Here is a 24,070-nt window from a genome sequence, read left to right as displayed (position 1 = left end):
GCGCTCACCCGGCGCTCACCCAGTATCTTGATCTTGAGCAAGGCAGCGGGCTGAACAAACGTGAATCATCAAGCATATCGCTTCGATCAGCGCATTTCCAGGTAGCGCCGGCCCGGTATCTGGCTGCGACCTTGCGCAAGGAGGCAACTATGCAACGTACTCGCCCCCGGAGGGCCGGCGTCCTCACTTTCCGCCAGCGGTGCGCACTGCTGGCGCTGTTGGGGCTGTTTTCAATCCAGGCGCCGCTGGCTACTGCCAGCAGCGAATTCAGCACGGTGCGGCAAGCGTTCACACAGCAGGTGCCGCGCCATCTCAACTTGCCGGCCGCCACCGTTACACGGTATGCCGGCCTGCTGGCATCCGCGCTCCAGGCCGACGGGCTGGACGCCGGGGCCGGCGACTGGGTCGTGCTGGTCGACCGCAATCCCCGCGTCCAGGCCGCCATGGTGTTCGCGCGAGCCGGCGATGGCGCCTCCTGGCGATGGGTTGGCGCGACATCCACATCGACAGGCAAGCCGGGTGAATTCGATCACTTCATTACGCCCGTCGGTGTGTTCGACCACAGCCTGGAAAACATGGATTTTCGGGCCGAGGGTACTTACAACGAGAACGGGATCCGCGGCTACGGCGTGCGCGGCATGCGCGTCTATGACTTTGGCTGGGTCGATGCCGAACGCGGCTGGGGCAAGGGCGGCGAGAGCCAGATGCGGCTGCAAATGCACGCGACCGACCCAGACCGGCTGGAGTCCCGCCTCGGTCGTCCGGCGTCCAAGGGATGCGTGCGGATTCCTGCCGGACTCAATCGCCTGATCGATCGCTTCGGGCTGATCGATGCTGATTACGTGGCAGCGGTCGAGCGCGGTGACTCACTTTGGGTCCTTGCGCCGGACCGCACGCCGGTGGCGCGGCCGGGCCGCTATCTCGTGATAGTCGACTCCGGTGCGAGTCCGGTTTCCTCCCAGTGACGCTGATCCGGGTACGGGCAACAATGTGCCGTACCGGCGACCTGACGCATTAGGGGAGTAGTATCAATTCCGGCGGAGCGCGATGGCGCTTTCGCCACTATCCGTGATGTTCCTGGAGCAAATGGCAATGACGAATGCAGCATATAAGAAGATCGTGGTGGCTGTGGACGGTAGCGCAACTTCCGACCTGGCCCTGAACGAGGCAATCCGGCTCGCAGGTGCCGGCGACGCGGAGGTGCTTGCCCTGTATATCGTGGACAACGGCCAGCTAATGTTCGATGTCGCCTACTACGATCCGACGCCAGTAATGCATGCCTTGGCCGAGAGCGGCGAGCGCGCGTTGGCGGCTGCGGCCCAGCGGCTCGCAGCGCAAGGCGTGCGTTACGAGACGCGCCTGGTCACCGAACAGGCGGTGGGCGGCGATATCGCCGGATCCGTGAATGAGGCTGCCAGCAACTGGGGTGCTGACCTGATCGTGATTGGGACCCACGGCAGGCGCGGCGTGCGCCGGCTGGTCCTGGGTAGCGTGGCCGAGTCGGTCATGCGCCAGGCCAACGTGCCGGTGCTGCTGGTGCGTGGCCAAGCGGCGGAAGGCTGAGCACGACCGGGCGCGATAGATGGATGCGGCCGGTCGGGCACCGGCTGGCATGCAGCCGGAACGGGGCGCTTTGCTTGCCAGTCCTCGGATTCTCAGCCGGCGAAACGGATATGTCCGCTGCGCAACAGGATCTCACGTGCCTGGGTTAGCTCGAACAGCCCTTCGGCAATGCGCTCGATACGCTGCCGGTGGCTGGTGAACGCCCGCACCAGATCTTCCTCGCGCGGGGAGCGCGCGCCAAAGTGTGTTTCGAGTGCCTCGGCCGTAATGGAATAGAGCGTTGGCTTGCCGTTCACCGTCGCGGGGCAGGAGAGCGTCAGACTGGCCGCACAGTAAGTGGGAACGCTGCGGGGAAAGGAAATTTCGGGCATGGCGTGCCTCACATCGGTCACTGAGGGATGACACCATTCTAGGTGATCGTGCCGATCCGTGATGCAGGCCCGCGCCGGCAGCTTGACCGCAATCAACCCGGTTGCGGCAAGTGCTGATCGGTGCGCTTGCTCAGACCGCCGGCCAGCTGGTGTATTGCGGCCATGGCTATGTGCGCCGCGCTGGCCTGGGATGAGGCGAGCACGGCCTGTTCGATCAGGAACCGGTCGAGGGGGGCGGTGGCGTCGGGCATGGCTCCGGCCGTGACGGACGTCGCGCCGGAGCCGGGGTGTGCAGCCAGCTCTGAAAGCTGCGCCGCGAGGCCATGCAGCATTGCCAGCGTGGCCGGCTCCGGCAGGCTGGCGCCGGCTTCAGCTTCGAGCCCGGCTCGCACCAGTCCTGCCAGTGCCGCCATGCGCCTCAAGGCCATATGCAACTTGGCATATTCCCAGGTCAGTTCCGGCGTGAGTTCCGCTGCGGCTTGCTGCAAGGTGTGATCGGCCCGGCTGGAGGTGCGTCCGGCCATCACACGCAACGTTTCCAGACGGGTTTGCGTGGGAGCCGGCGAGCGGGTGGGCGAGCTTGTAAACGCGCTGGCGCCGGCAAGTGCCGCACGCAGGTAGGCAGTGTTTGCCACGAGGGCATCGATGCTATGGCGATACACCCGCGACAATTCGGCGCGCGGCGCCAGAACATAGTAGCTGGCCAGCGCGATGAGGCAGCCGAGCGCCGTGTCGATACCGCGCAGGGCGGCAAAGTGGCTGCTGTCCGCCGCAGGCGCTCCCACCCATGAGAACAGGATCACCGCCGGCGTCAGGCCCAGGGCGAAGGCGCCCGGACTGCCGGCCAGCCGACTGGTATAGGCAGCAGCCAGGAATGCTGCGCTGATCGCCAGCGCAAGCGGCGCCGGCGGGTGGGCCAGCCCGATGGCGCAGGCCAGCAGTGCGCCGGCCAGGGAACCAGCAAAACGCTGGAACGAGATCCTTCGCGTGGTCTGCAGTTGAGGGCTGAGCACCATGATGACAGTGACCGCAACCCAGTAACCGTGATCCACCTTCCAGAACTGCGCCGGCATCAGGCTCAGGCTGCCGGCCATCGCCAGCCGCACCGCATGGCGGGCCACGCGGGCGTCGCGGGCAGTATGCTCGGCAAAGGCGGCCCGCCAGCGTTGCCACGTTCGCCGGTAGGCGCGTCGCGGCCAGCGGTACTCGCTGCGCCAATCGGCAAACGCCGGATACCGTGCCAATGCACCCAGGGCGGCCTGGTACGGTGGCGGAGCGCCGGCATTGGCCAGCGGCGCGTGCAGGCGCCGCAATTCGCGCGCCAGTGCCGCGCATAGCGATGGCAGGTCTGGCGCCTGATGTGCCAGTGCCTCGCAGACTTGCTCCCGGACATCGGCGACGCAACGCATCAGGTGCAGGAGCGGCAGGCGCTCGACGCCGCCATCGCCGGGGCCGCTTGCATCGTCCCTGCGGCTGTGCAATTCGGCGGCAACGATCAGCAGCGCAAACATGGCATCGGCCAGGCTCACCACATAGGCATAGTGCATCAAGCCAAGGGGATCCCGCAGGCTGCGTCTCGCATTGACTGCCAGGCGTGCCGCCTCGATACGCTCGCGGATCTCGCGCTTGCTGGCGGCCGTGTCGCCCACGGGGTTGTCGCCCGCCAGCGCGCTGGCAAAGCGCAGCAAGGCGTCGAACACCGCCAGGATCTCATCGCGCGGTCGGTTGTCGCGTTCTGAGGGAATCAGGAACAGGCAGGCCAGGCAGGCGAAAATGCCGCCGAGCAGGAACTCCTGGCTGCCGGCAATGACCCGCGCGGCCAGCTCTGCGTCTCCGGCTGGCTGCAGACAGGAGGCGATCAACACCACATAGAGCAGCTTGGCCGACAGCGCGGGAACGGCACCCTTGGTTTCGGCCAGGCCTGCAGCTAGCCCTGCCATCAGTACCAAGGCTAGCGCTGTCCATGGCGTCACGGCCGCGGCCATCCCCAGGGCGCATGCAACGGCGCCACCGATCCCGACGGAGCCAAGCGTGATCAGACGCTCGCCCGCAGTACCGCGGCGGTCGGCAAGGCAGGTCCAGATCGAAGCTGTTGCCGCCCACAGATACCCCGCCTGCCCGGTAAGCCATCCCAATCCGGCGAGCGCGAGAAATGAGAAGGCGTAGACCAGGCCTCTTTGCAGCATCCAGGCATCGGGGCGGGGCGGGCGCAACGCGGAAAGCATGTTGGTAAGAAGGGAGGGCGCTGGAAAGCGGGGATCCGTCGCGCCAAGCGTGAGTGACAGATCGACTCTACTGCATGAAATGCTGCGCCGCAACATCGCGCCGCGGAATCCGTGTTTTACGCTGTGCCGGTGCAATCCGGTCCCATCATGGTGCGCGTGCGGAACTGCTTTGGTGCGCCCTTCGAAAAGGCTCGCCGGCCAAGCGATGACGCGTTATAGCAAGGGGCTATAACCAAGATCATCGGCAGATCGAGGGCAAAAAAAACCCGCGCAGTTTCGTGCGCGGGCTGGAATCCACCGAGGTGGTGGAGGAGACAGATTCCACTATATACGATTTGTTGCGACGCACCAAGCGGTGCGGGTGGCAAGCGTGTCTGGCTTCACAAACATGTTGCTTGTGAGCAACAAAGTAGTGGCTTAATACATTGCCGAGCCCGTTTTCTTGTTTTTTTGCTCTCTTTTCCTTGAGTATTTGACGATATGTTATGGGCCTTATGGCTGTGCACTGTTCCCGTTTCAGCGGAAAAACAGATACGCAATGCCTACGGCAGCACATAGTCCGATGAGGTCCGCGAACAAGGCGCAGGCCAGTGCGTGGCGGGTGTTGCGGATATTGACGCTGCCAAAGTACACCGCTAGCACATAGAAGGTGGTTTCCGTCGAGCCCTGGATGATGGCGGCAAGCTTGCCTTGGAATGAATCGACGCCATAAGTGGTCATGACATCGATCATCAGGCCGCGGGCGCCCGCACCCGACAGGATCTTCATCAGCCCAACCGGTAAGGCCGGCACGAAAGCGGTGTCCAGGCCAAGCCAGGCAAACGAGGCGGTCAGGCCTTTCATCAGGACGTCCATGCACCCAGTCACCCGGAACAGCCCGATCGCCACCAGGATAGCGATCAGGTAAGGAATGATCTGCACAGCCACGCCAAAGCCCTCCTTGGCGCCGTCGATGAACGCGTCGTAGACGTTGATGCCCCTTATCGCCCCGCAAACCAGGAACACTATGATTAGCGTCAGGATGAAGCCGCTACCGGCCAGCGCTGTGGCGGTGCTGACCTGCTCCGGGGGCGCGTGCCGCAGCCAGAGGAATAGTCCGCAGACACCCGCTGCCAACAGCCCGAAGGCGGCCAGCACGACTGGCTTGAGCAGATTGAGCCGTTGCGCCCAGGCCACCGCCAGCAGCCCTGCCACACAAGAGACGCAAGTGGCCAGCAAAGTGGGCAGGAAGATGTCGGCCGCATTGAATCCGGTAAGACCCTGCTTGACGGCGATCGCCTGCCGCATGGCGATTACCGAGGTAGGGATCAACGTCAACCCGGCCGTGTTGAGCACGATAAACATGATCTGCGCGTTACTGGCCGTGTCCGGGCGCGGGTTGAGCGATTGCAACTCGCGCATGGCGTTGAGGCCGAGCGGTGTCGCCGCATTGTCCAGTCCGAGCATATTGGCCGACACATTCATCATCATCGCGCCCTGGGCCGGGTGGCCCTGTGGGATGCCGGGGAAGAAATGGCGCAGCAACGGGTTGACGGCCCGCGCGAAAACGTCGACTACGCCGGCACGCTCCCCAATGCGCATAATGCCCAGCCACAGGCTCATGACGCCCGCAAGGCCAAGGGAAATCTCAAAGGCCGTACGCGCATTGTCGAACAGGCTCGCCAGCATCGCCGGGAACACAGCGGTATCGCCTGCCGCCAGACGGATGCAGGCAACGACGAAAGCAAGCAGGAAGAAGGAGAGCCAGACCAGGTTCAGAGCCATCGGCGAAATACACGCGGGGTTTGGGAGGGGTGAGGCCACCGCATCATAGCCTGCCGGGCCGGAAGTACGGCCCGGCGGCGAAGCCGTGCGAGACGATGACGGCGCAGGTGCTTTTCGTTGCGCAAAAACCCTGATCTGCCGGTATACAATGCGGACATTGCCACTGCGGCTGCCCTCTCCGTGAACGTTCCGGGATGGTGCCGCGGTCCTTGACCCCTTTGACAACCGTCCGCGACGGACCGCCTGCGCGCTTTAGCCGAGGACGGTGTCTTGCTGACCCAAGCCAGAATCTATGTCCGACGCCCCTGGTACCGAACACGCTCTTCCCGGTTCGGATTCCGCCGGCGCCAGCCTTGGCGCCCAGCATTCCCCTTTGTTTGCCTTGGTTACCGATACATTGCGCGAGCGCATCCTCGGTGGGCAATATAGCCAGGGCGAACGCCTGGTCGAGAACAAGCTTTCCACCGAACTGGGCGTTTCGCGTATTCCTGTGCGGGAAGCGCTTCGCGCGCTGGCGGCGGAAGGCCTGGTGCGCATCGAGCCGCGACGTGGTGCCTCGGTAGCGACGTTGTCGCCGAATATCGCCAAGGAAATGGTCGAAGTGCGCGCCACGCTGGAGGGACTTAACGCCAAGCTGGCTGCCCAGCGCCGTGATCCAGCCCTGATTGCGGAGCTCAACGAGGTCCTGCGCCAGGGCACCGAAGCTGCCGCCAGCGGCCGCTCGGAGCGCTTCGTGGAACTGAATTCCCACTTCCACGAAGTGCTGGGCAATATCGCCGCCAACAGCGTGCTGCAGGATATGGTGCGTACGCTGCGGGAGCGCACGGGACTGCTGTTCGCGCCGGCGAATGTGGCGCGCGCCAGGCAGAACTGGGAGGAACATGCCCAGATTCTGCAGGCAGTCATCGCCGGCGATGCCGACCTGGCGGCGCTGCTGGCGACCCGCCATGTATATAGCGCTGCCAAGGCAGCCGAAGAGATGGCCGTCAGCGAGACCAGCGGCCGTGACGGTACCGCCAAACGTGATGGTAGCATCGCGGGTGCAGGCTAAGAGCACAAGGGATGGCCGCCAATTCCGGAGGATGGCCTACGGTCCTACGGTATTTGGTATACAAAACACCTTTTTGATGCCGTGTCCGTTCTACCGGGGTGCGGTGCTTGTCTGCTGTTGATTCCAAAGGACAAAACCGGGATACGTGCTGGCGCGACCGCCCCATTGTAGGGCGGTCGCGTGCCCCGACATGACGCACTGCACCAAAATTTGGTATACTATCGATCCTGACGAACCACAATAGGGATTGAGCATGAGCTACCCGGCGCCCTCCTATTTCCGGCAGTCGATTGGCGAACAACTGATGGCGCACTATGCGCAGCGTGATGCTGTGCGCCACTGCACGCCACTCCTTCCTATCCGCTGGCCCAGCCTGCGCGCGCTATTTCGCCGCCAGTGCGCGAACGACCATAGGGTGGTGTGACCGCTTCACTGCTGTCTTGGGCTGGCCTAAGCTAGGGCGGCTCCCCGCGTCGCCAGCAGGGCGCGCAAGATAGAGCGGTGGCAGCGTTCCTCGTGCTCGCAATAGCAGCCAAGCGAAAAGTTGGTTTGCTGCGACATGGCAGCCAACAGGTCCAGGGTCCGGCTTGCATCGGGACGGGCCATCTCCGCCCGGAACTGACGCTCGAATGCCCGCCAGGCTTTCTCGCTCCCCTCGCCTTGTATGGCAAGGGCTTCCGAGACCAGTTCGGCTGACGGCGACAGGTTCGGGAACCACACATCGTAGAAGTCCCGCGTGGCGAATTCGGCCTTTGGTACGCCCCGCGGCGGCCGGCGCACGGTCCCGATGCGGATCCCTTCGTCGGGCAACCTGGGTGAGCCCAGCCTCACGATGCGGATGGTCATGCAGATCTCCTTCTACTATATAGAGAGGCGGTAGCGGATGGTGCGTCGGCTCGCCTCCTCGATGCCTTCCAATGGCGGTTGTATATTGCCTCGGCCGTATGGCCCTTGACCAGTCCCGTTACCAGCTCGCTTCTCGCGTCCATTTGTTGCCTATGAGGCTCTTTGTGGATTGCGCGAAAAACATTTCAGAAAACGCTTGCCATGGCCGAGGGGCTCCCTTAAGATTCGCCCCCTCGCAACACAACTACCGCGCTGCAAAGCAGGCGGGACAAGGGTTGCGGGGTTGGCAGGGGTGGTTGGCGGCGCGAAAGGCGCAGCGAACGGAAGTAAAAAAACCTGTTGACGAAACGCTGATTGCTCTTCATAATCTCGTTTCTCTGCTGCAGCAAACGCAGCGACGCGGTAAGCAAAGCGAACCGCGGTTAGTTCTTTAACAAACAAACAACCGATAAGTGTGGGCGCTTGATAGCGGATGCGGAAGACTTCGGTCTTTTAGCTTACAAGTTATAAAGTGCTCGCACAGTAAAACATGTTGGTTATGTCCGGGGTGCAAATCGCGGATGTAGCCAGTCAGTTTTCTGAGAGTGAGCGACCGCTCGAAAGAGCGAGGTTTCAGCAGGCAACTGCGCGGAACCACACAGGTATTAAACTGAAGAGTTTGATCCTGGCTCAGATTGAACGCTGGCGGCATGCCTTACACATGCAAGTCGAACGGCAGCACGGGAGCAATCCTGGTGGCGAGTGGCGAACGGGTGAGTAATACATCGGAACGTGCCCTGTCGTGGGGGATAACTAGTCGAAAGATTAGCTAATACCGCATACGACCTGAGGGTGAAAGCGGGGGACCGTAAGGCCTCGCGCGATAGGAGCGGCCGATGTCTGATTAGCTAGTTGGTGGGGTAAAGGCCCACCAAGGCGACGATCAGTAGCTGGTCTGAGAGGACGATCAGCCACACTGGGACTGAGACACGGCCCAGACTCCTACGGGAGGCAGCAGTGGGGAATTTTGGACAATGGGGGCAACCCTGATCCAGCAATGCCGCGTGTGTGAAGAAGGCCTTCGGGTTGTAAAGCACTTTTGTCCGGAAAGAAATCCCTTGCTCTAATACAGCGGGGGGATGACGGTACCGGAAGAATAAGCACCGGCTAACTACGTGCCAGCAGCCGCGGTAATACGTAGGGTGCGAGCGTTAATCGGAATTACTGGGCGTAAAGCGTGCGCAGGCGGTTTTGTAAGACAGGCGTGAAATCCCCGAGCTCAACTTGGGAATGGCGCTTGTGACTGCAAGGCTAGAGTATGTCAGAGGGGGGTAGAATTCCACGTGTAGCAGTGAAATGCGTAGAGATGTGGAGGAATACCGATGGCGAAGGCAGCCCCCTGGGACGTCACTGACGCTCATGCACGAAAGCGTGGGGAGCAAACAGGATTAGATACCCTGGTAGTCCACGCCCTAAACGATGTCAACTAGTTGTTGGGGATTCATTTCTTCAGTAACGTAGCTAACGCGTGAAGTTGACCGCCTGGGGAGTACGGTCGCAAGATTAAAACTCAAAGGAATTGACGGGGACCCGCACAAGCGGTGGATGATGTGGATTAATTCGATGCAACGCGAAAAACCTTACCTACCCTTGACATGCCACTAACGAAGCAGAGATGCATCAGGTGCCCGAAAGGGAAAGTGGACACAGGTGCTGCATGGCTGTCGTCAGCTCGTGTCGTGAGATGTTGGGTTAAGTCCCGCAACGAGCGCAACCCTTGTCTTTAGTTGCTACGCAAGAGCACTCTAGAGAGACTGCCGGTGACAAACCGGAGGAAGGTGGGGATGACGTCAAGTCCTCATGGCCCTTATGGGTAGGGCTTCACACGTCATACAATGGTGCGTACAGAGGGTTGCCAACCCGCGAGGGGGAGCCAATCCCAGAAAACGCATCGTAGTCCGGATCGTAGTCTGCAACTCGACTACGTGAAGCTGGAATCGCTAGTAATCGCGGATCAGCATGCCGCGGTGAATACGTTCCCGGGTCTTGTACACACCGCCCGTCACACCATGGGAGTGGGTTTTGCCAGAAGTAGTTAGCCTAACCGCAAGGAGGGCGATTACCACGGCAGGGTTCATGACTGGGGTGAAGTCGTAACAAGGTAGCCGTATCGGAAGGTGCGGCTGGATCACCTCCTTTCAGAGCGTGCATCTAAAGTCGAGCGTTCACACTTATCGGTTTGTTTGCTGTTACAGCCAAGGGTCTGTAGCTCAGGTGGTTAGAGCACCGTCTTGATAAGGCGGGGGTCGTAGGTTCAAGTCCTACCAGACCCACCAAGTTACGGATGGTGGTTCGACGCTGAACCTCCGGACAGAAGTACATGGGGGATTAGCTCAGCTGGGAGAGCACCTGCTTTGCAAGCAGGGGGTCGTCGGTTCGATCCCGTCATCCTCCACCATTTACCGCGCACTTCGGTGTGCACCTTGGATTGGTCGTCAAAGGCAAGCGCTTAGGATTGAGCGTTTGCCTTTGGCCTTGGCCAAGACGTTGCGAGACCAAGTTTCGCACGGCTGTTCTTTAACAATATGGGATGTAGTAAAGGTGTCGTGAGCGTTGATGAGACGCTGAAGTAACACACGATACCGGGTTGTGATTGTATCAACCAAAATGTATTTAAGTGATCGAAAGATGACTTGGAATACGGCACAAATGCGAGAACTCATCCTGTAGCGAGCACGGCTTGAACGCAAGTTTGAGACACACTCGTTATAGGGTCAAGCGAACAAGTGCATGTGGTGGATGCCTTGGCGATCACAGGCGATGAAGGACGCGGTAGCCTGCGAAAAGCTTCGGGGAGCTGGCAAACAAGCTTTGATCCGGAGATGTCCGAATGGGGAAACCCGGCCCTGATGGGTCATCCCTGACTGAATACATAGGTCAGGGAAGCGAACGCGGCGAACTGAAACATCTAAGTAGCTGCAGGAACAGAAATCAACCGAGATTCCCAAAGTAGTGGCGAACGAAATGGGAAGAGCCTTGTACTCTTTAGCAGTGTTGTTAGCAGAACGGGATGGAAAGCCCGGCCATAGCAGGTGATAGCCCTGTATGCGAAAACAGCGTTGTGGAACTAGGTGTACGACAAGTAGGGCGGGACACGTGAAATCCTGTCTGAAGATGGGGGGACCATCCTCCAAGGCTAAATACTCGTGATCGACCGATAGTGAACCAGTACCGTGAGGGAAAGGCGAAAAGAACCCCGGGAGGGGAGTGAAATAGATCCTGAAACCGCATGCATACAAACAGTCGGAGCCTGGAAACGGGTGACGGCGTACCTTTTGTATAATGGGTCAGCGACTTACATTCAGTGGCAAGCTTAACCGATTAGGGAAGGCGTAGCGAAAGCGAGTCCGAATAGGGCGTTCAGTCGCTGGGTGTAGACCCGAAACCAGACGATCTATCCATGGCCAGGTTGAAGGTGCGGTAACACGTACTGGAGGACCGAACCCACTAACGTTGAAAAGTTAGGGGATGAGCTGTGGATAGGGGTGAAAGGCTAAACAAGTCTGGAAATAGCTGGTTCTCTCCGAAAACTATTTAGGTAGTGCCTCGTGTCTCACCTTCGGGGGTAGAGCACTGTCATGGTTGGGGGGTCTATTGCTGATTACCCCGCCATAGCAAACTCCGAATACCGAAGAGTGCAATCACGGGAGACAGACATCGGGTGCTAACGTCCGGTGTCAAGAGGGAAACAACCCAGACCGCCAGCTAAGGTCCCTAAGATTGGCTAAGTGGGAAACGAAGTGGGAAGGCTAAAACAGTCAGGAGGTTGGCTTAGAAGCAGCCACCCTTTAAAGAAAGCGTAATAGCTCACTGATCGAGTCGTCCTGCGCGGAAGATGTAACGGGGCTAAGCCAGTCACCGAAGCTGCGGATGCACGTAAGTGCATGGTAGGAGAGCGTTCTGTAAGCCTGTGAAGGTGTCTTGTAAAGGATGCTGGAGGTATCAGAAGTGCGAATGCTGACATGAGTAGCGATAAAGGGGGTGAAAAGCCCCCTCGCCGTAAGCCCAAGGTTTCCTACGCAACGTTCATCGGCGTAGGGTGAGTCGGCCCCTAAGGCGAGGCAGAGATGCGTAGCTGATGGGAAGCAGGTTAATATTCCTGCACCGTCGTATGATGCGATGGGGGGACGGATCGCGGAAGGTTGTCCGGGTGTTGGAAGTCCCGGTCCCTGTATTGGAGAAGGCGCTTAGGCAAATCCGGGCGCGGAATTCAAGGATATGGGGCGAGCGGCCTAGTGCTGCGAAGCAATTGGAAGTGGTTCCAAGAAAAGCCTCTAAGCTTCAGTCATACGAGACCGTACCGCAAACCGACACAGGTGGGCGAGATGAGTATTCTAAGGCGCTTGAGAGAACTCGGGAGAAGGAACTCGGCAAATTGGTACCGTAACTTCGGGATAAGGTACGCCCTTGTAGCTTGACTGGCCTGCGCCAGGAGGGTGAAGGGGTTGCAATAAAATGGTGGCTGCGACTGTTTAATAAAAACACAGCACTCTGCAAACACGAAAGTGGACGTATAGGGTGTGACGCCTGCCCGGTGCCGGAAGATTAAATGATGGGGTGCAAGCTCTTGATTGAAGTCCCGGTAAACGGCGGCCGTAACTATAACGGTCCTAAGGTAGCGAAATTCCTTGTCGGGTAAGTTCCGACCTGCACGAATGGCGTAACGATGGCCACACTGTCTCCTCCCGAGACTCAGCGAAGTTGAAGTGTTTGTGATGATGCAATCTCCCCGCGGCTAGACGGAAAGACCCCATGAACCTTTACTGTAGCTTTGCATTGGACTTTGAACCGATCTGTGTAGGATAGGTGGGAGGCTTTGAAGCGTGGACGCTAGTCTGCGTGGAGCCGACCTTGAAATACCACCCTGGTTTGTTTGAGGTTCTAACCTTGGCCCGTGAATCCGGGTCGGGGACAGTGCATGGTAGGCAGTTTGACTGGGGCGGTCTCCTCCCAAAGTGTAACGGAGGAGTTCGAAGGTACGCTTGGTACGGTCGGACATCGTACCTAAAGTGCAATGGCAAAAGCGTGCTTAACTGCGAGACCGACAAGTCGAGCAGGTGCGAAAGCAGGACATAGTGATCCGGTGGTTCTGAATGGAAGGGCCATCGCTCAACGGATAAAAGGTACTCTGGGGATAACAGGCTGATACCGCCCAAGAGTTCATATCGACGGCGGTGTTTGGCACCTCGATGTCGGCTCATCTCATCCTGGGGCTGTAGCCGGTCCCAAGGGTATGGCTGTTCGCCATTTAAAGAGGTACGTGAGCTGGGTTTAAAACGTCGTGAGACAGTTTGGTCCCTATCTGCCGTGGGCGTTGGAATCTTGACGGGGGCTGCTCCTAGTACGAGAGGACCGGAGTGGACGTACCGCTGGTGTACCTGTTGTCTCGCCAGAGGCATCGCAGGGTAGCTATGTACGGAAGAGATAACCGCTGAAAGCATCTAAGCGGGAAACTCGCCTGAAGATGAGGATTCCCTGGAGCCTTGAGCTCCTTGAAGGGTCGTTCGAGACCAGGACGTTGATAGGCTGGGTGTGGAAGCGCAGTAATGCGTTAAGCTAACCAGTACTAATTGCCCGTAAGGCTTGATCCTATAACCAGTGTGTTTCTGCTGGTTGAGTATCGCGTGCCGCTGCAGCAGTAACAAGCAGCTTGGCCGATACGCACAACCTCTACTACATCCCTATTCGCTGCGTTGACTCAACCTCAACGCGGCCACCGTTTATGCCTGGTGACCATAGCGAGTTGGAACCACCCCTTCCCATCCCGAACAGGACCGTGAAACGACTCTACGCCGATGATAGTGCGGATACCCGTGTGAAAGTAGGTAATCGCCAGGCTCTCCCTTGAAACCCCCCAGTACGAAAGTACTGGGGGGTTTTGCTTTTGCGGCGGCGATTTACGCGGATCAAAACGCCGCTGTCGTGCCGTTTAGCTCGGCACCTGTAGAGGTTCGCCAGGCGGTCCAGGAAGGCCGCCTGGCGCCTTCCTGGCGGCTCCGGCGAGCCCCTATAGGGTGAAGGTGTTCATTCTTTATCGAACACCGGAGATTGATGGTGTGACCGAAGATGGCCAGTGCAGGCATCGACGTCATCTCCAAAAGGACTGTCCTTCCGGACTTTGCATAGTACGGAAAGTGCTTGACAGCCAAGGAGAGTTACACCATAATCTTAAGTTCTCTGCGGAGAGGTGCCCGAGTGGCTAAAGGGGGCAGACTGTAAATCTGTTGGCTTACGCCTACGTTGGTTCGAATCCAACCCTCTCCACCAAGAATTGCAAAGCAGCAGTACCCGGCAGGTGTGGGTGAAGCAGAAAGCGTGGTAACCCGGCGGGTGTAGCTCAATGGTAGAGCAGAAGCCTTCCAAGCTTACGACGAGGGTTCGATTCCCTTCACCCGCTCCAGATTACCCGGGTTGCAGTTCTAAAAGCAGCAGTCAAGTTTCGCCCATGTGGCTCAGTGGTAGAGCACTCCCTTGGTAAGGGAGAGGTCGGCAGTTCGATCCTGCCCATGGGCACCAAATACCGCACTGGCAATATCGCTACCGACACAGGAGTCGCGAAATGGCAAAGGAAAAGTTCGAGCGGACTAAGCCGCACGTGAACGTTGGCACGATTGGTCACGTTGACCATGGCAAGACCACGCTGACGGCCGCGATTGCTACGGTGCTGGCAGCCAAGTTTGGCGGCTCGGCCAAGAAGTACGACGAAATCGACGCAGCACCGGAAGAAAAGGCACGCGGTATTACCATCAATACCGCCCACGTCGAGTACGAAACGGCTAACCGTCACTACGCACACGTTGACTGCCCGGGCCACGCTGACTATGTGAAGAACATGATCACGGGCGCAGCGCAGATGGACGGCGCGATCCTGGTGTGCTCGGCCGCTGACGGCCCCATGCCCCAGACCCGCGAACACATCCTGCTGGCCCGCCAGGTTGGCGTGCCTTACATCATCGTGTTCCTGAACAAGTGCGACATGGTCGACGACGCCGAGCTGCTCGAGCTGGTCGAAATGGAAGTGCGCGAGCTCTTGTCCAAGTACGAATTCCCCGGCGACGACACCCCGATCATCAAGGGTTCGGCCAAGCTGGCCCTGGAAGGCGACAAGGGCGAACTGGGCGAAGTGGCGATCCTGGCCCTGGCCGACGCGCTGGACACCTACATCCCGACGCCGGAACGTGCCATCGACGGTACCTTCCTGATGCCGGTGGAAGACGTGTTCTCGATCTCGGGCCGTGGCACGGTTGTGACCGGTCGTATCGAGCGCGGCATCATCAAGGTCGGTGAAGAAATCGAAATCGTTGGTATCAAGCCGACGGTCAAGACCATCTGCACCGGCGTGGAAATGTTCCGTAAGCTGCTGGACCAAGGTCAAGCCGGCGACAACGTGGGTCTGCTGCTGCGCGGCACGAAGCGCGAAGACGTCGAGCGCGGCCAAGTGCTGTGCAAGCCGGGTTCGATCAAGCCGCACACGCACTTCACCGGCGAGGTCTACATCTTGTCGAAGGACGAAGGCGGCCGTCACACCCCGTTCTTCAACAACTACCGCCCGCAGTTCTACTTCCGTACGACCGACGTGACTGGCTCGATCGAGCTGCCGAAGGACAAGGAAATGGTCATGCCGGGTGACAACGTGTCGATCACGGTCAAGCTGATTGCCCCGATCGCCATGGAAGAAGGCCTGCGTTTCGCCATCCGTGAAGGCGGTCGTACCGTCGGCGCCGGCGTCGTGGCAAAGATCCTCGACTGATAAAGTCGATCAGCGAATACGGCACCAACCGGCCGTATTCGTTGCCAGAGGGGTTGGCTTCATTGCCGACCCCACAGTTGTTTTAGGGGTATAGCTCAACTGGCAGAGCGTCGGTCTCCAAAACCGAAGGTTGGGGGTTCGATTCCCTCTGCCCCTGCCAATTCAATCAGCCGCGTCGCGATAGAGAGTATCGTGACGCGGCTTAGTCTCGTTTGCGAAACATGGCCAATCCCAACGTCGAAACCGTCAACGCCGCCAGTGGTAAGTGGTTGCTTGGCGTCGCGGTGCTACTGGTGGTTGCCGGCGTCATCGGTTTCTATGCCCTGGCACAGCAGCCATCCTATGTGCGCGGCGCCGCCCTGTTCGGCGGCATTGCACTGGGCGTGGTGGTCGCGCTGGTCTCGGCACCTGGCAAGGACTTCATCGGTTTCTCCAAGGAATCGTATCGCGAAGTCCGCAAAGTCGTTTGGCCCACCCGCAAGGAAGCCGGGCAAATGACGGGCCTGGTGTTCGTCTTTGTCGTGATCATGGCCGTGTTCCTGTGGTCAGCGGACAAGCTCATCGAGTGGGTCATTTTTTCGCTCGTGCTGGGCTGGAAATGAAGGATAGAACATGACGGATAACGCACAACAGGAAGTCCCCGCAGCTGAATCGCCTTCGTCGAAGAAGCGCTGGTATGTGGTGCACGCTTATTCCGGCATGGAAAAGAGTGTGCAGCGCGCGCTGCAGGAGCGCATCGGGCGCGCCGAAATGCAGGACAAGTTCGGCCGCATCCTGGTCCCGTCCGAAGAAGTGGTTGAAATCAAGGGTGGCCAGAAGTCTGTCACCGAGCGCCGTTTCTTCCCGGGTTACGTGCTGGTCGAGATGGAAATGACCGACGAAACCTGGCACCTGGTGAAGAACACCAGCAAGGTCACCGGTTTTGTGGGTGGTGCGCGTAATCGCCCGAGTCCGATTTCCCAGAAGGAAGTCGACAAGATCATGACCCAGATGCAGGAAGGGGTCGAGAAGCCGCGTCCCAAGACGCTGTTCGAAGTGGGCGAGATGGTTCGCGTCAAGGATGGTCCTTTCACCGACTTCAACGGCAATGTCGAGGAAGTGAACTACGAGAAATCGCGTCTGCGCGTCTCGGTCACCATCTTCGGACGTGCTACTCCGGTCGAACTCGAATTCGGCCAGGTCGAGAAGGTTTAAGTTTTCGCATTTTATGCTGGCCGCAAGGCCGGCGAAAAATGCACGGCCAGTCCCGCAAGGGGCCGGCCACAAGAGGAGCGTGAGGCTGGCTGGGGTGGATGAACCGCCCTTGCAGCGTTAGCGCGCTACGACTCAACAGGATCGCATTCCTCCAGGAAGCGGTCCGGATTGGAGTAAATATGGCCAAGAAGATCATTGGCTTTATCAAGCTGCAAATTCCGGCTGGTAAGGCAAATCCCTCCCCGCCCGTGGGCCCCGCACTGGGTCAACGCGGTCTGAACATCATGGAGTTCTGCAAGGCGTTCAACGCGCAGACCCAAGGTATGGAACCCGGCCTGCCGGTGCCGGTGGTGATTACCGCCTTCGCCGACAAGAGCTTCACCTTCGTGATGAAGTCGCCCCCGGCGACTGTGCTGATCAAGAAGGCTGCTGGCCTGACCAAGGGTTCGGCCAAGCCGCACACCGACAAGGTTGGCAAGATCACCCGCGCCCAGGCTGAAGAAATCGCCAAGGCAAAGAACGCTGACCTGACCGCTGCTGATCTGGACGCCGCCGTGCGTACCATCGCCGGTTCGGCTCGTTCGATGGGCATCACCGTGGAGGGTCTGTAAATGGCTAAGGTTTCCAAGCGCGTCGCCGCCAACAAGGCGAAGATCGAGCGCACCAAGTTCTACCCGATCGACGCGGCCCTGGGCCTGGTGAAGGATTGCGCATCGGCCAAGTTCGACGAATCCATCGACGTTTCCGTGCAACTCGGCATTGATGCGAAGAAGTCGGACCAGGTGGTTCGTGGTTCCGTGGTGCTGCCTGCCGGTACCGGCAAGTCGGTCCGCGTGGCTGTGTTCGCCCAAGGCGAAAAGGCTGAAGCTGCCAAGGCAGCTGGCGCCGAAATCGTCGGCATGGAAGACCTGGCCGAGCAAGTCAAGGCCGGCAACCTGAACTTCGACGTGGTGATCGCCTCGCCGGACACGATGCGTATCGTTGGTACGCTGGGTCAGATCCTGGGCCCGCGCGGCCTGATGCCGAACCCGAAGGTTGGTACGGTTACCCCCGACGTGGCCCAGGCTGTGAAGAACGCCAAGGCCGGTCAGGTTCAGTACCGCGTCGACAAGGCCGGTATCATCCACGCCACCATCGGTCGCCGTTCGTTCCAGGATGCGGATCTGAAGCGCAACCTGAACGCGCTGATCGAAGCACTGGTGAAGTCCAAGCCGGCTACCAGCAAGGGCGTGTACCTGCGCAAGATCGCCGTGTCGTCCACCATGGGCGTTGGCGTGCGTGTGGAACAGGCTTCGCTGTCGGCCTAAGGCTGACGGCACCCGCCGGGCGGACCCGATAACGTCGCCCGGTGTAAAGAATTGCAGATCCTGGCCCAGGCCGGGATCGTCTCCAGATTCCAGCGTGGCCCGAGGGTAGCGCGGTGAGATAAGGAGCAAGGCTTTGGGCAGCGGTACTCGCCGGCGCGCAAGCGCGAGGCAGGCACCGCTGGTTATCAAAGACCGCTGGTGGCGGGCGCGGCTGCAGTCTGGCTGCCTCGCCTTAATCGGACGGAACGTACGTGGCTCGCCACGACGCCCACCCGCCCCACCAGCGCAGATGGCGAACCCGAGGGATTGAAGAATCCGGGCAATGACCCGGGTGATTCGGGCCAAAATCGGACGCCGTTCGTTTGGACTGATGTGCGTGTCCCGGATGATCCGGGAGACAAGCATCGTTTTGGAGCTTAACCGTGCCACTCAATATTGAAGATAAGAAGGCCGTCGTTGCTGAGGTTTCGGCGCAAGTCGCTAAAGCCCAGACCATCGTCGTTGCCGAATATCGCGGCATTGCGGTTGGCGATCTGACCAAGCTGCGCGCCAAGGCCCGCGAGCAAGGCGTGTACCTGCGCGTTCTGAAGAACACGCTGGCCCGCCGCGCCGTGGAAGGCACGCCGTTTGCCGGCCTCGCAGAGCAAATGACCGGTCCGCTGATCTACGGTATTTCCGAAGATGCAGTGTCGTCGGCCAAGGTTCTGAACGACTTTGCCAAGACCAACGACAAGTTGGTTCTGCGCGCAGCGTCGTACGACGGCAACGTGCTCGATGCTGCTGCCGTCAAGGCACTGGCCTCGATCCCGAGCCGTGACGAACTGATTGCTCAGCTGCTTGGCGTGATGCAGGCACCGGTGTCGGGCTTCGCCCGTCTGCTGGCCGCCCTGTCCGCCAAGAAGAGCGAAGGCGCCCCTGCCGAAGGCGAAGGCGCTGCTGCCGCCGCCGAGAGCGAAGGCGCTGCTGCTTAAGGCGCAAGCCCCCGCAGCCTGGCTCATCAAGATCGCATTACCGATACCGAATCACATTTAGCAGGAGTATTTCAAATGGCAATCAGCAAAGACGACATCCTCGAAGCCGTAGGCGCGATGTCCGTGATGGAACTGAACGACCTGGTCAAGGCGTTTGAAGAGAAGTTTGGCGTTTCCGCCGCTTCGATGGCCGTGGCTGCTGCCCCGGGCGCTGGCGGTGCTGCCGCTGCTGAAGAGCAAACCGAATTCAACGTCATCCTGTCGGAAATCGGCGCAAACAAGGTTGGCGTGATTAAGGCTGTTCGCGAAATCACCGGCCTGGGCCTGAAGGAAGCCAAGGATCTGGTCGACGGCGCACCGAAGGCTGTCAAGGAAGGCGTGGACAAGGCTGCTGCAGCCGACGCCAAGAAGAAGCTGGAAGACGCCGGCGCAAAGGTCGAAGTCAAGTAAGCTGTGCTCGCGTGCCCCATTGGCACGCGAATGGGGCTGGCAAAGGGAGATTCCCGGCGCCAGCCTTTTTGCGCTTCTACGAAGTGTGTTTTACTGTGCACTCGGAAACTCGAATAAGTGGCGCAAACGATGCTTGATAGCTGGGCGCATGCCTAAGCTTCAGCAGAGGCCAAACATCAGTGGCACACTAGGTGGTTGCTGATGTTTGTCTTCTGAACCGACTGCAGAAGACAAGTTTGGTCGGGTGTCCCCCGGGCCGGTATGACGCATTGCGTCGTTTCTGCCGGCTCGCAGCGTGCGGACACCGTCAGCCAGAGGTTGGTAGCGGCCAACCGCCAAATCCCCTCCCAGTCGCTGAACACCTCAGGTGCTGCGCCGGTCCAGCCAGCCCTGCGATGATTCGGAGATCCCATGGCGTACAGCTTCACCGAAAAGAAGCGCATTCGCAAAAGTTTTGCGAAGCGCGCGACGGTTCATCAGGTTCCTTTCCTGCTTGCCACCCAGATTGAATCCTACGCTCAGTTTCTGCAAGAGGGTACGCCACCCTCGCGTCGCAAAACAGAGGGCCTACAAGCGGCTTTCAGCGCAATCTTCCCGATTGTGTCTCACAACGGGCTCGCCCGTATGGAGTTCGTCTCCTATCATCTCTCCAACCCGCCGTTCGACGTCAAGGAATGTCAACAGCGCGGCCTGACCTTCCACTCGGCGCTGCGTGCCAAGGTGCGCCTGATCATCAACGATCGGGAGAATCCGGGCAAGGTCAAGGAAGTGAAGGAACAGGAAGTCTACATGGGCGAAATTCCGCTCATGACGTCGACCGGTTCGTTCGTGATCAACGGCACCGAGCGTGTGATCGTCTCGCAGCTCCACCGCTCGCCCGGCGTGTTCTTCGAGCACGACAAGGGCAAGACCCACAGCTCGGGCAAGCTGCTGTTCTCGGCACGTATCATTCCTTACCGCGGTTCGTGGCTCGATTTCGAGTTCGACCCGAAGGACATCCTGTACTTCCGCGTCGACCGCCGCCGCAAGATGCCGGTGACGATCCTGCTGAAGTCGATCGGCCTGACGCCCGAGCAGATCCTCGCGCACTTCTTCGTGTTCGACAACTTCACGCTGCAGTCGGAAGGCGCGCAGATGGAGTTCGTGCCCGAGCGCCTGCGTGGTGAAGTCGCGCGCTTCGACATCGCCGACAAGGACGGCCGTGTCGTGGTCGAGAAGGACAAGCGGATCAACGCCAAGCACATCCGTGACCTGGATTCCGCCGGTACCAAGCTGATCAGCGTGCCGGAAGACTACCTGCTCGGTCGCGTGCTGGCGAAGAACATCATCGACCCGGATACCGGCGAGGTGATTGCCAACGCCAATGACGAACTGACCGAAACCGTGCTGGAAAACCTGCGCGAAGCCGGCGTCAAGCAGATCCAGACCCTGTACACCAACGATCTGGACCAGGGTCCGTACATGTCGCAGACCCTGCGCGTGGACGACACCGCCGACCAGACCGCTGCGCGTATCGCCATCTACCGCATGATGCGTCCCGGCGAGCCGCCGACCGAAGACGCGGTGGAAGCCCTGTTCCAGCGCCTGTTCTACAGCGAAGAGTCGTACGACCTGTCGCGCGTTGGCCGCATGAAGGTCAACAGCCGCCTGGGCCGCCCGAGCGGCGAAGGCAGCATGGTGCTGCAGGACGAGGACATCCTCGAGACCATCAAGATCCTGGTCAACCTGCGCAACGGCAAGGGCGAGGTCGATGACATCGATCACCTGGGCAATCGTCGCGTGCGTTGCGTCGGCGAACTGGCCGAAAACCAGTTCCGCGCCGGACTGTCGCGCGTTGAGCGCGCCGTCAAGGAACGTCTGGGCCAGGCCGAGACCGAAAACCTGATGCCGCACGACCTGATCAACTCGAAGCCGATTTCGTCGGCGATCCGCGAGTTCTTCGGTTCGTCGCAGCTGTCGCAGTTTATGGACCAGACCAACCCACTGTCCGAGATCACGCACAAGCGCCGTGTCTCCGCACTGGGCCCGGGCGGTCTTACCCGCGAACGCGCAGGCTTTGAAGTCCGCGACGTGCACCCGACCCACTACGGCCGCGTGTGCCCGATCGAAACGCCGGAAGGTCCGAACATTGGCCTGATCAACTCGCTGGCACTGTACGCACGCCTGAACGAATACGGCTTCCTGGAAACGCCGTACCGCAAGGTGGTCGACAGCAAGCTGACCGATCAGGTCGACTACCTGTCCGCTATCGAAGAAGGCAAGTACGTGGTGGCGCAGGCCAACGCGACGGTCGACACCGACGGTACCCTGATCGACGAACTGGTGTCGTCGCGTGAGGGTAGCGAGCGTGAAACCCGTATGGTCACGCCGGACCGCGTTCAGTACATCGACGTGGCGCCTTCGCAGATCGTGTCCGCGGCGGCATCGCTGGTGCCGTTCCTCGAGCACGACGATGCAAACCGTGCACTGATGGGCGCCAACATGCAGCGTCAGGCCGTGCCTTGCCTGCGTCCGGACAAGCCGCTGGTGGGTACCGGCATCGAGCGTACCGTCGCGGTCGACTCGGGTACCGCCGTGCAGGCAACCCGTGGCGGCGTGGTGGACTACGTCGATGCGATGCGTATCGTGATCCGTGTGAACGACGATGAAGCCGTTGCAGGCGAAGTCGGCGTGGACATCTACAACCTGATCAAGTATACGCGCTCGAACCAGAACACCAACATCAACCAGCGTCCGATGGTCAAGGTTGGCGACTTCGTCGCCCGTGGTGACGTGATTGCCGACGGCGCCTCGACCGACCTGGGCGAGCTCGCGCTCGGCCAGAACATGCTGGTGGCGTTCATGCCGTGGAACGGCTACAACTTCGAAGATTCGATCCTGATCTCCGAACGCGTGGTTGCCGAAGACCGCTACACCTCGATCCACATCGAGGAACTGTCGGTCGTCGCCCGTGACACCAAGCTGGGACCGGAAGAAATCACCCGCGACATCTCCAACCTCGCCGAAGCGCAACTGGCGCGTCTGGACGAGTCCGGCATCACCTACATCGGTGCCGAAGTGGAAGCGGGCGACGTGCTGGTCGGCAAGGTCACGCCCAAGGGCGAGACCCAGCTGACCCCGGAAGAAAAGCTGCTGCGCGCGATCTTCGGCGAGAAGGCTTCGGACGTGAAGGATACGTCGCTGCGCGTGCCCTCGGGCATGAGCGGTATCGTGATCGACGTCCAGGTCTTCACCCGCGAAGGCGTGACCCGCGACAAGCGTGCCCAGTCGATCATCGACGATGAACTGAAGCGCTACCGCCTGGACCTGAACGACCAGCTGCGTATCGTCGAAGGCGATGCCTTCCAGCGTCTGGAGCGCCTGCTGCTCGACAAGACCGTCAACGGCGGTCCGAAGAAGCTGTCCAAGGGCGCCAAGCTGACCCGTGAGTACCTGGCCGACCTGGACAAGTACCACTGGTTCGACATCCGTCCGGCCGACGAGGAAGTTGCCGCCCAGCTGGAAGCCGTCAAGGAAGCCATCGAGCAGAAGCGTCACGAGTTCGACCTGGCCTTCGAAGAAAAGCGCAAGAAGCTCACGCAAGGCGACGAACTGCCGCCGGGCGTGATCAAGATGGTCAAGGTGTACCTGGCCGTCAAGCGCCGCCTGCAGCCCGGCGACAAGATGGCAGGCCGTCACGGTAACAAGGGTGTTGTGTCGAAGATCGTTCCGATCGAAGACATGCCCTACATGGCCGACGGCACGCCTGCCGACATCGTGCTGAACCCGCTCGGCGTGCCGTCGCGGATGAACGTGGGCCAGATTCTGGAAACCCACCTGGGCTGGGCCGCGCGCGGTCTGGGCCAGCGCATCGGTTCCATGCTCAAGGCGCAGGCGAAGGCGCAGGAACTGCGTCCGTTGCTGGCTCAGATCTACAACGAGAGCGGCAAGCCGGAAGACCTCGACAGCCTGTCCGACGCCGAAGTGCTGGAACTGGCCACCAACCTGAAGAAGGGTGTGCCGTTCGCTACGCCGGTGTTCGATGGTGCGCATGAGGACGAAATCCGCCGCATGCTGGACCTGGCCTACCCCGACGCGATCGCCAAGGAAATGGGCCTGACCGCTTCCAAGCAACAGGTCACGCTGCACGATGGCCGTACCGGCGAAGCGTTCGAGCGTCCGGTGACGCTGGGCGTGATGCACATGCTGAAGCTGCACCACTTGGTCGACGACAAGATGCACGCCCGTTCGACCGGCCCGTACTCGCTGGTGACCCAGCAGCCGCTGGGTGGTAAGGCGCAGTTCGGTGGCCAGCGTTTCGGTGAAATGGAAGTGTGGGCGCTGGAAGCTTACGGCGCCTCCTACGTGTTGCAGGAAATGCTGACGGTCAAGTCCGATGACGTGAACGGCCGGACCAAGGTCTACGAGAACATCGTCAAGGGCGAGCACTCGATCGACGCCGGCATGCCGGAATCGTTCAACGTGCTGGTGAAGGAAATCCGTTCGCTGGGTATCGACATCGACCTCGATCGCTACTGATTGAGATTGCGCGGGGGGTCG

The 24,070-nt window shown here is 60.1% G+C and carries 15 protein-coding genes, 6 tRNA genes and 3 rRNA genes; 20 read left to right on the top strand and 4 right to left on the bottom strand.

The features are described from left to right. Nucleotides 1-149: 149 nt before the first annotated feature. Together ACZY0R_RS35510 and ACZY0R_RS35505 are read left to right on the top strand one after the other, a co-directional pair. Entirely contained in the window at nucleotides 150-965 is an 816-nt protein-coding gene (locus tag ACZY0R_RS35510; protein WP_488865052.1) for a L,D-transpeptidase, read from the top strand. Nucleotides 966-1,092: 127 nt separating this feature from the next. Beyond that, nucleotides 1,093-1,563: a universal stress protein gene (locus ACZY0R_RS35505; protein ID WP_488865050.1), complete on the top strand. Its 471-nt coding sequence runs from the start codon at nucleotides 1,093-1,095 to the stop codon at nucleotides 1,561-1,563. A 92-nt stretch (nucleotides 1,564-1,655) separates the two neighbouring features. On the opposite strand, the gene ACZY0R_RS35500 is transcribed toward ACZY0R_RS35505, so the two are convergent. The 3 genes from ACZY0R_RS35500 to ACZY0R_RS35490 form a co-directional block, all read right to left on the bottom strand. After that, nucleotides 1,656-1,934, bottom strand: coding sequence for a DUF1488 family protein (locus ACZY0R_RS35500; protein ID WP_441635616.1), 279 nt, complete (start codon nucleotides 1,932-1,934; stop codon nucleotides 1,656-1,658). 92 nt (nucleotides 1,935-2,026) lie between these two features. Continuing rightward, nucleotides 2,027-4,120: an FUSC family protein gene (locus ACZY0R_RS35495; RefSeq protein ID WP_488865048.1), complete on the bottom strand. Its 2,094-nt coding sequence runs from the start codon at nucleotides 4,118-4,120 to the stop codon at nucleotides 2,027-2,029. A gap of 555 nt (nucleotides 4,121-4,675) precedes the next feature. Continuing rightward, nucleotides 4,676-5,923 carry a nucleoside recognition domain-containing protein gene (locus ACZY0R_RS35490; RefSeq protein ID WP_488865046.1) on the bottom strand — a complete coding sequence of 416 codons (1,248 nt, stop codon included), beginning with the start codon at nucleotides 5,921-5,923 and terminating at the stop codon, nucleotides 4,676-4,678. Nucleotides 5,924-6,215: 292 nt separating this feature from the next. Between ACZY0R_RS35490 and ACZY0R_RS35485 the strand changes: the two genes are divergently transcribed. After that, nucleotides 6,216-6,974 carry a GntR family transcriptional regulator gene (locus ACZY0R_RS35485; RefSeq protein ID WP_082094995.1) on the top strand — a complete coding sequence of 253 codons (759 nt, stop codon included), beginning with the start codon at nucleotides 6,216-6,218 and terminating at the stop codon, nucleotides 6,972-6,974. Between the two features lie 450 nt (nucleotides 6,975-7,424). On the opposite strand, the gene ACZY0R_RS35480 is transcribed toward ACZY0R_RS35485, so the two are convergent. Next, entirely contained in the window at nucleotides 7,425-7,820 is a 396-nt protein-coding gene (locus ACZY0R_RS35480; RefSeq protein ID WP_488865044.1) for a DUF488 domain-containing protein, read from the bottom strand. A gap of 646 nt (nucleotides 7,821-8,466) precedes the next feature. Between ACZY0R_RS35480 and ACZY0R_RS35475 the strand changes: the two genes are divergently transcribed. The 17 genes from ACZY0R_RS35475 (at nucleotide 8,467) to rpoB (ending at nucleotide 24,049) form a co-directional block, all read left to right on the top strand. Next, nucleotides 8,467-9,998: ribosomal RNA gene (locus ACZY0R_RS35475) — 16S ribosomal RNA — on the top strand. A gap of 60 nt (nucleotides 9,999-10,058) precedes the next feature. After that, a tRNA-Ile gene (locus ACZY0R_RS35470) sits at nucleotides 10,059-10,135 on the top strand. A gap of 46 nt (nucleotides 10,136-10,181) precedes the next feature. Continuing rightward, nucleotides 10,182-10,257, top strand: a tRNA-Ala gene (locus tag ACZY0R_RS35465). A 314-nt stretch (nucleotides 10,258-10,571) separates the two neighbouring features. Then, a 23S ribosomal RNA gene (locus tag ACZY0R_RS35460) occupies nucleotides 10,572-13,450 on the top strand. Nucleotides 13,451-13,584: 134 nt separating this feature from the next. After that, nucleotides 13,585-13,697 (top strand): 5S ribosomal RNA (gene rrf / locus ACZY0R_RS35455). The 16S, 23S and 5S rRNA genes sit together here with 5 tRNA genes alongside, the layout of an rRNA operon. A gap of 343 nt (nucleotides 13,698-14,040) precedes the next feature. Further along, nucleotides 14,041-14,126 (top strand) — tRNA-Tyr (locus ACZY0R_RS35450). A gap of 59 nt (nucleotides 14,127-14,185) precedes the next feature. Next, nucleotides 14,186-14,259: transfer RNA gene (locus tag ACZY0R_RS35445), tRNA-Gly, on the top strand. Between the two features lie 41 nt (nucleotides 14,260-14,300). Beyond that, nucleotides 14,301-14,375, top strand: a tRNA-Thr gene (locus tag ACZY0R_RS35440). A gap of 43 nt (nucleotides 14,376-14,418) precedes the next feature. Beyond that, on the top strand, nucleotides 14,419-15,609 hold the full coding sequence (tuf, locus tag ACZY0R_RS35435; protein WP_488865032.1) for an elongation factor Tu: 1,191 nt from the start codon (nucleotides 14,419-14,421) through the stop codon (nucleotides 15,607-15,609). Between the two features lie 84 nt (nucleotides 15,610-15,693). Then, nucleotides 15,694-15,769: transfer RNA gene (locus ACZY0R_RS35430), tRNA-Trp, on the top strand. A gap of 61 nt (nucleotides 15,770-15,830) precedes the next feature. After that, on the top strand, nucleotides 15,831-16,211 hold the full coding sequence (gene secE, locus ACZY0R_RS35425) for a preprotein translocase subunit SecE (RefSeq protein ID WP_045243152.1): 381 nt from the start codon (nucleotides 15,831-15,833) through the stop codon (nucleotides 16,209-16,211). 10 nt (nucleotides 16,212-16,221) lie between these two features. Further along, entirely contained in the window at nucleotides 16,222-16,803 is a 582-nt protein-coding gene (gene nusG / locus ACZY0R_RS35420) for a transcription termination/antitermination protein NusG (RefSeq protein WP_488865042.1), read from the top strand. Nucleotides 16,804-16,982: 179 nt separating this feature from the next. Continuing rightward, entirely contained in the window at nucleotides 16,983-17,414 is a 432-nt protein-coding gene (rplK, locus tag ACZY0R_RS35415; protein ID WP_006162338.1) for a 50S ribosomal protein L11, read from the top strand. Beyond that, nucleotides 17,415-18,110 carry a 50S ribosomal protein L1 gene (gene rplA, locus ACZY0R_RS35410; RefSeq protein ID WP_488865040.1) on the top strand — a complete coding sequence of 232 codons (696 nt, stop codon included), beginning with the start codon at nucleotides 17,415-17,417 and terminating at the stop codon, nucleotides 18,108-18,110. Nucleotides 18,111-18,532: 422 nt separating this feature from the next. Beyond that, nucleotides 18,533-19,081 carry a 50S ribosomal protein L10 gene (gene rplJ / locus ACZY0R_RS35405; RefSeq protein ID WP_006162335.1) on the top strand — a complete coding sequence of 183 codons (549 nt, stop codon included), beginning with the start codon at nucleotides 18,533-18,535 and terminating at the stop codon, nucleotides 19,079-19,081. A 75-nt stretch (nucleotides 19,082-19,156) separates the two neighbouring features. Continuing rightward, nucleotides 19,157-19,531 (top strand): 50S ribosomal protein L7/L12, encoded by a 375-nt coding sequence (rplL, locus tag ACZY0R_RS35400; RefSeq protein WP_035876154.1) that lies wholly within the window; start codon nucleotides 19,157-19,159, stop codon nucleotides 19,529-19,531. A 411-nt stretch (nucleotides 19,532-19,942) separates the two neighbouring features. Continuing rightward, complete coding sequence (gene rpoB / locus ACZY0R_RS35395; protein WP_035876151.1) at nucleotides 19,943-24,049, top strand: DNA-directed RNA polymerase subunit beta; 4,107 nt, start codon at nucleotides 19,943-19,945, stop codon at nucleotides 24,047-24,049. Nucleotides 24,050-24,070 lie beyond the last annotated feature (21 nt).

This window comes from Cupriavidus sp. F041 (assembly GCF_057814235.1).
Note: the sequence above shows the minus strand (reverse complement) of the source record. Positions and strands in the feature narration are given on the sequence as shown.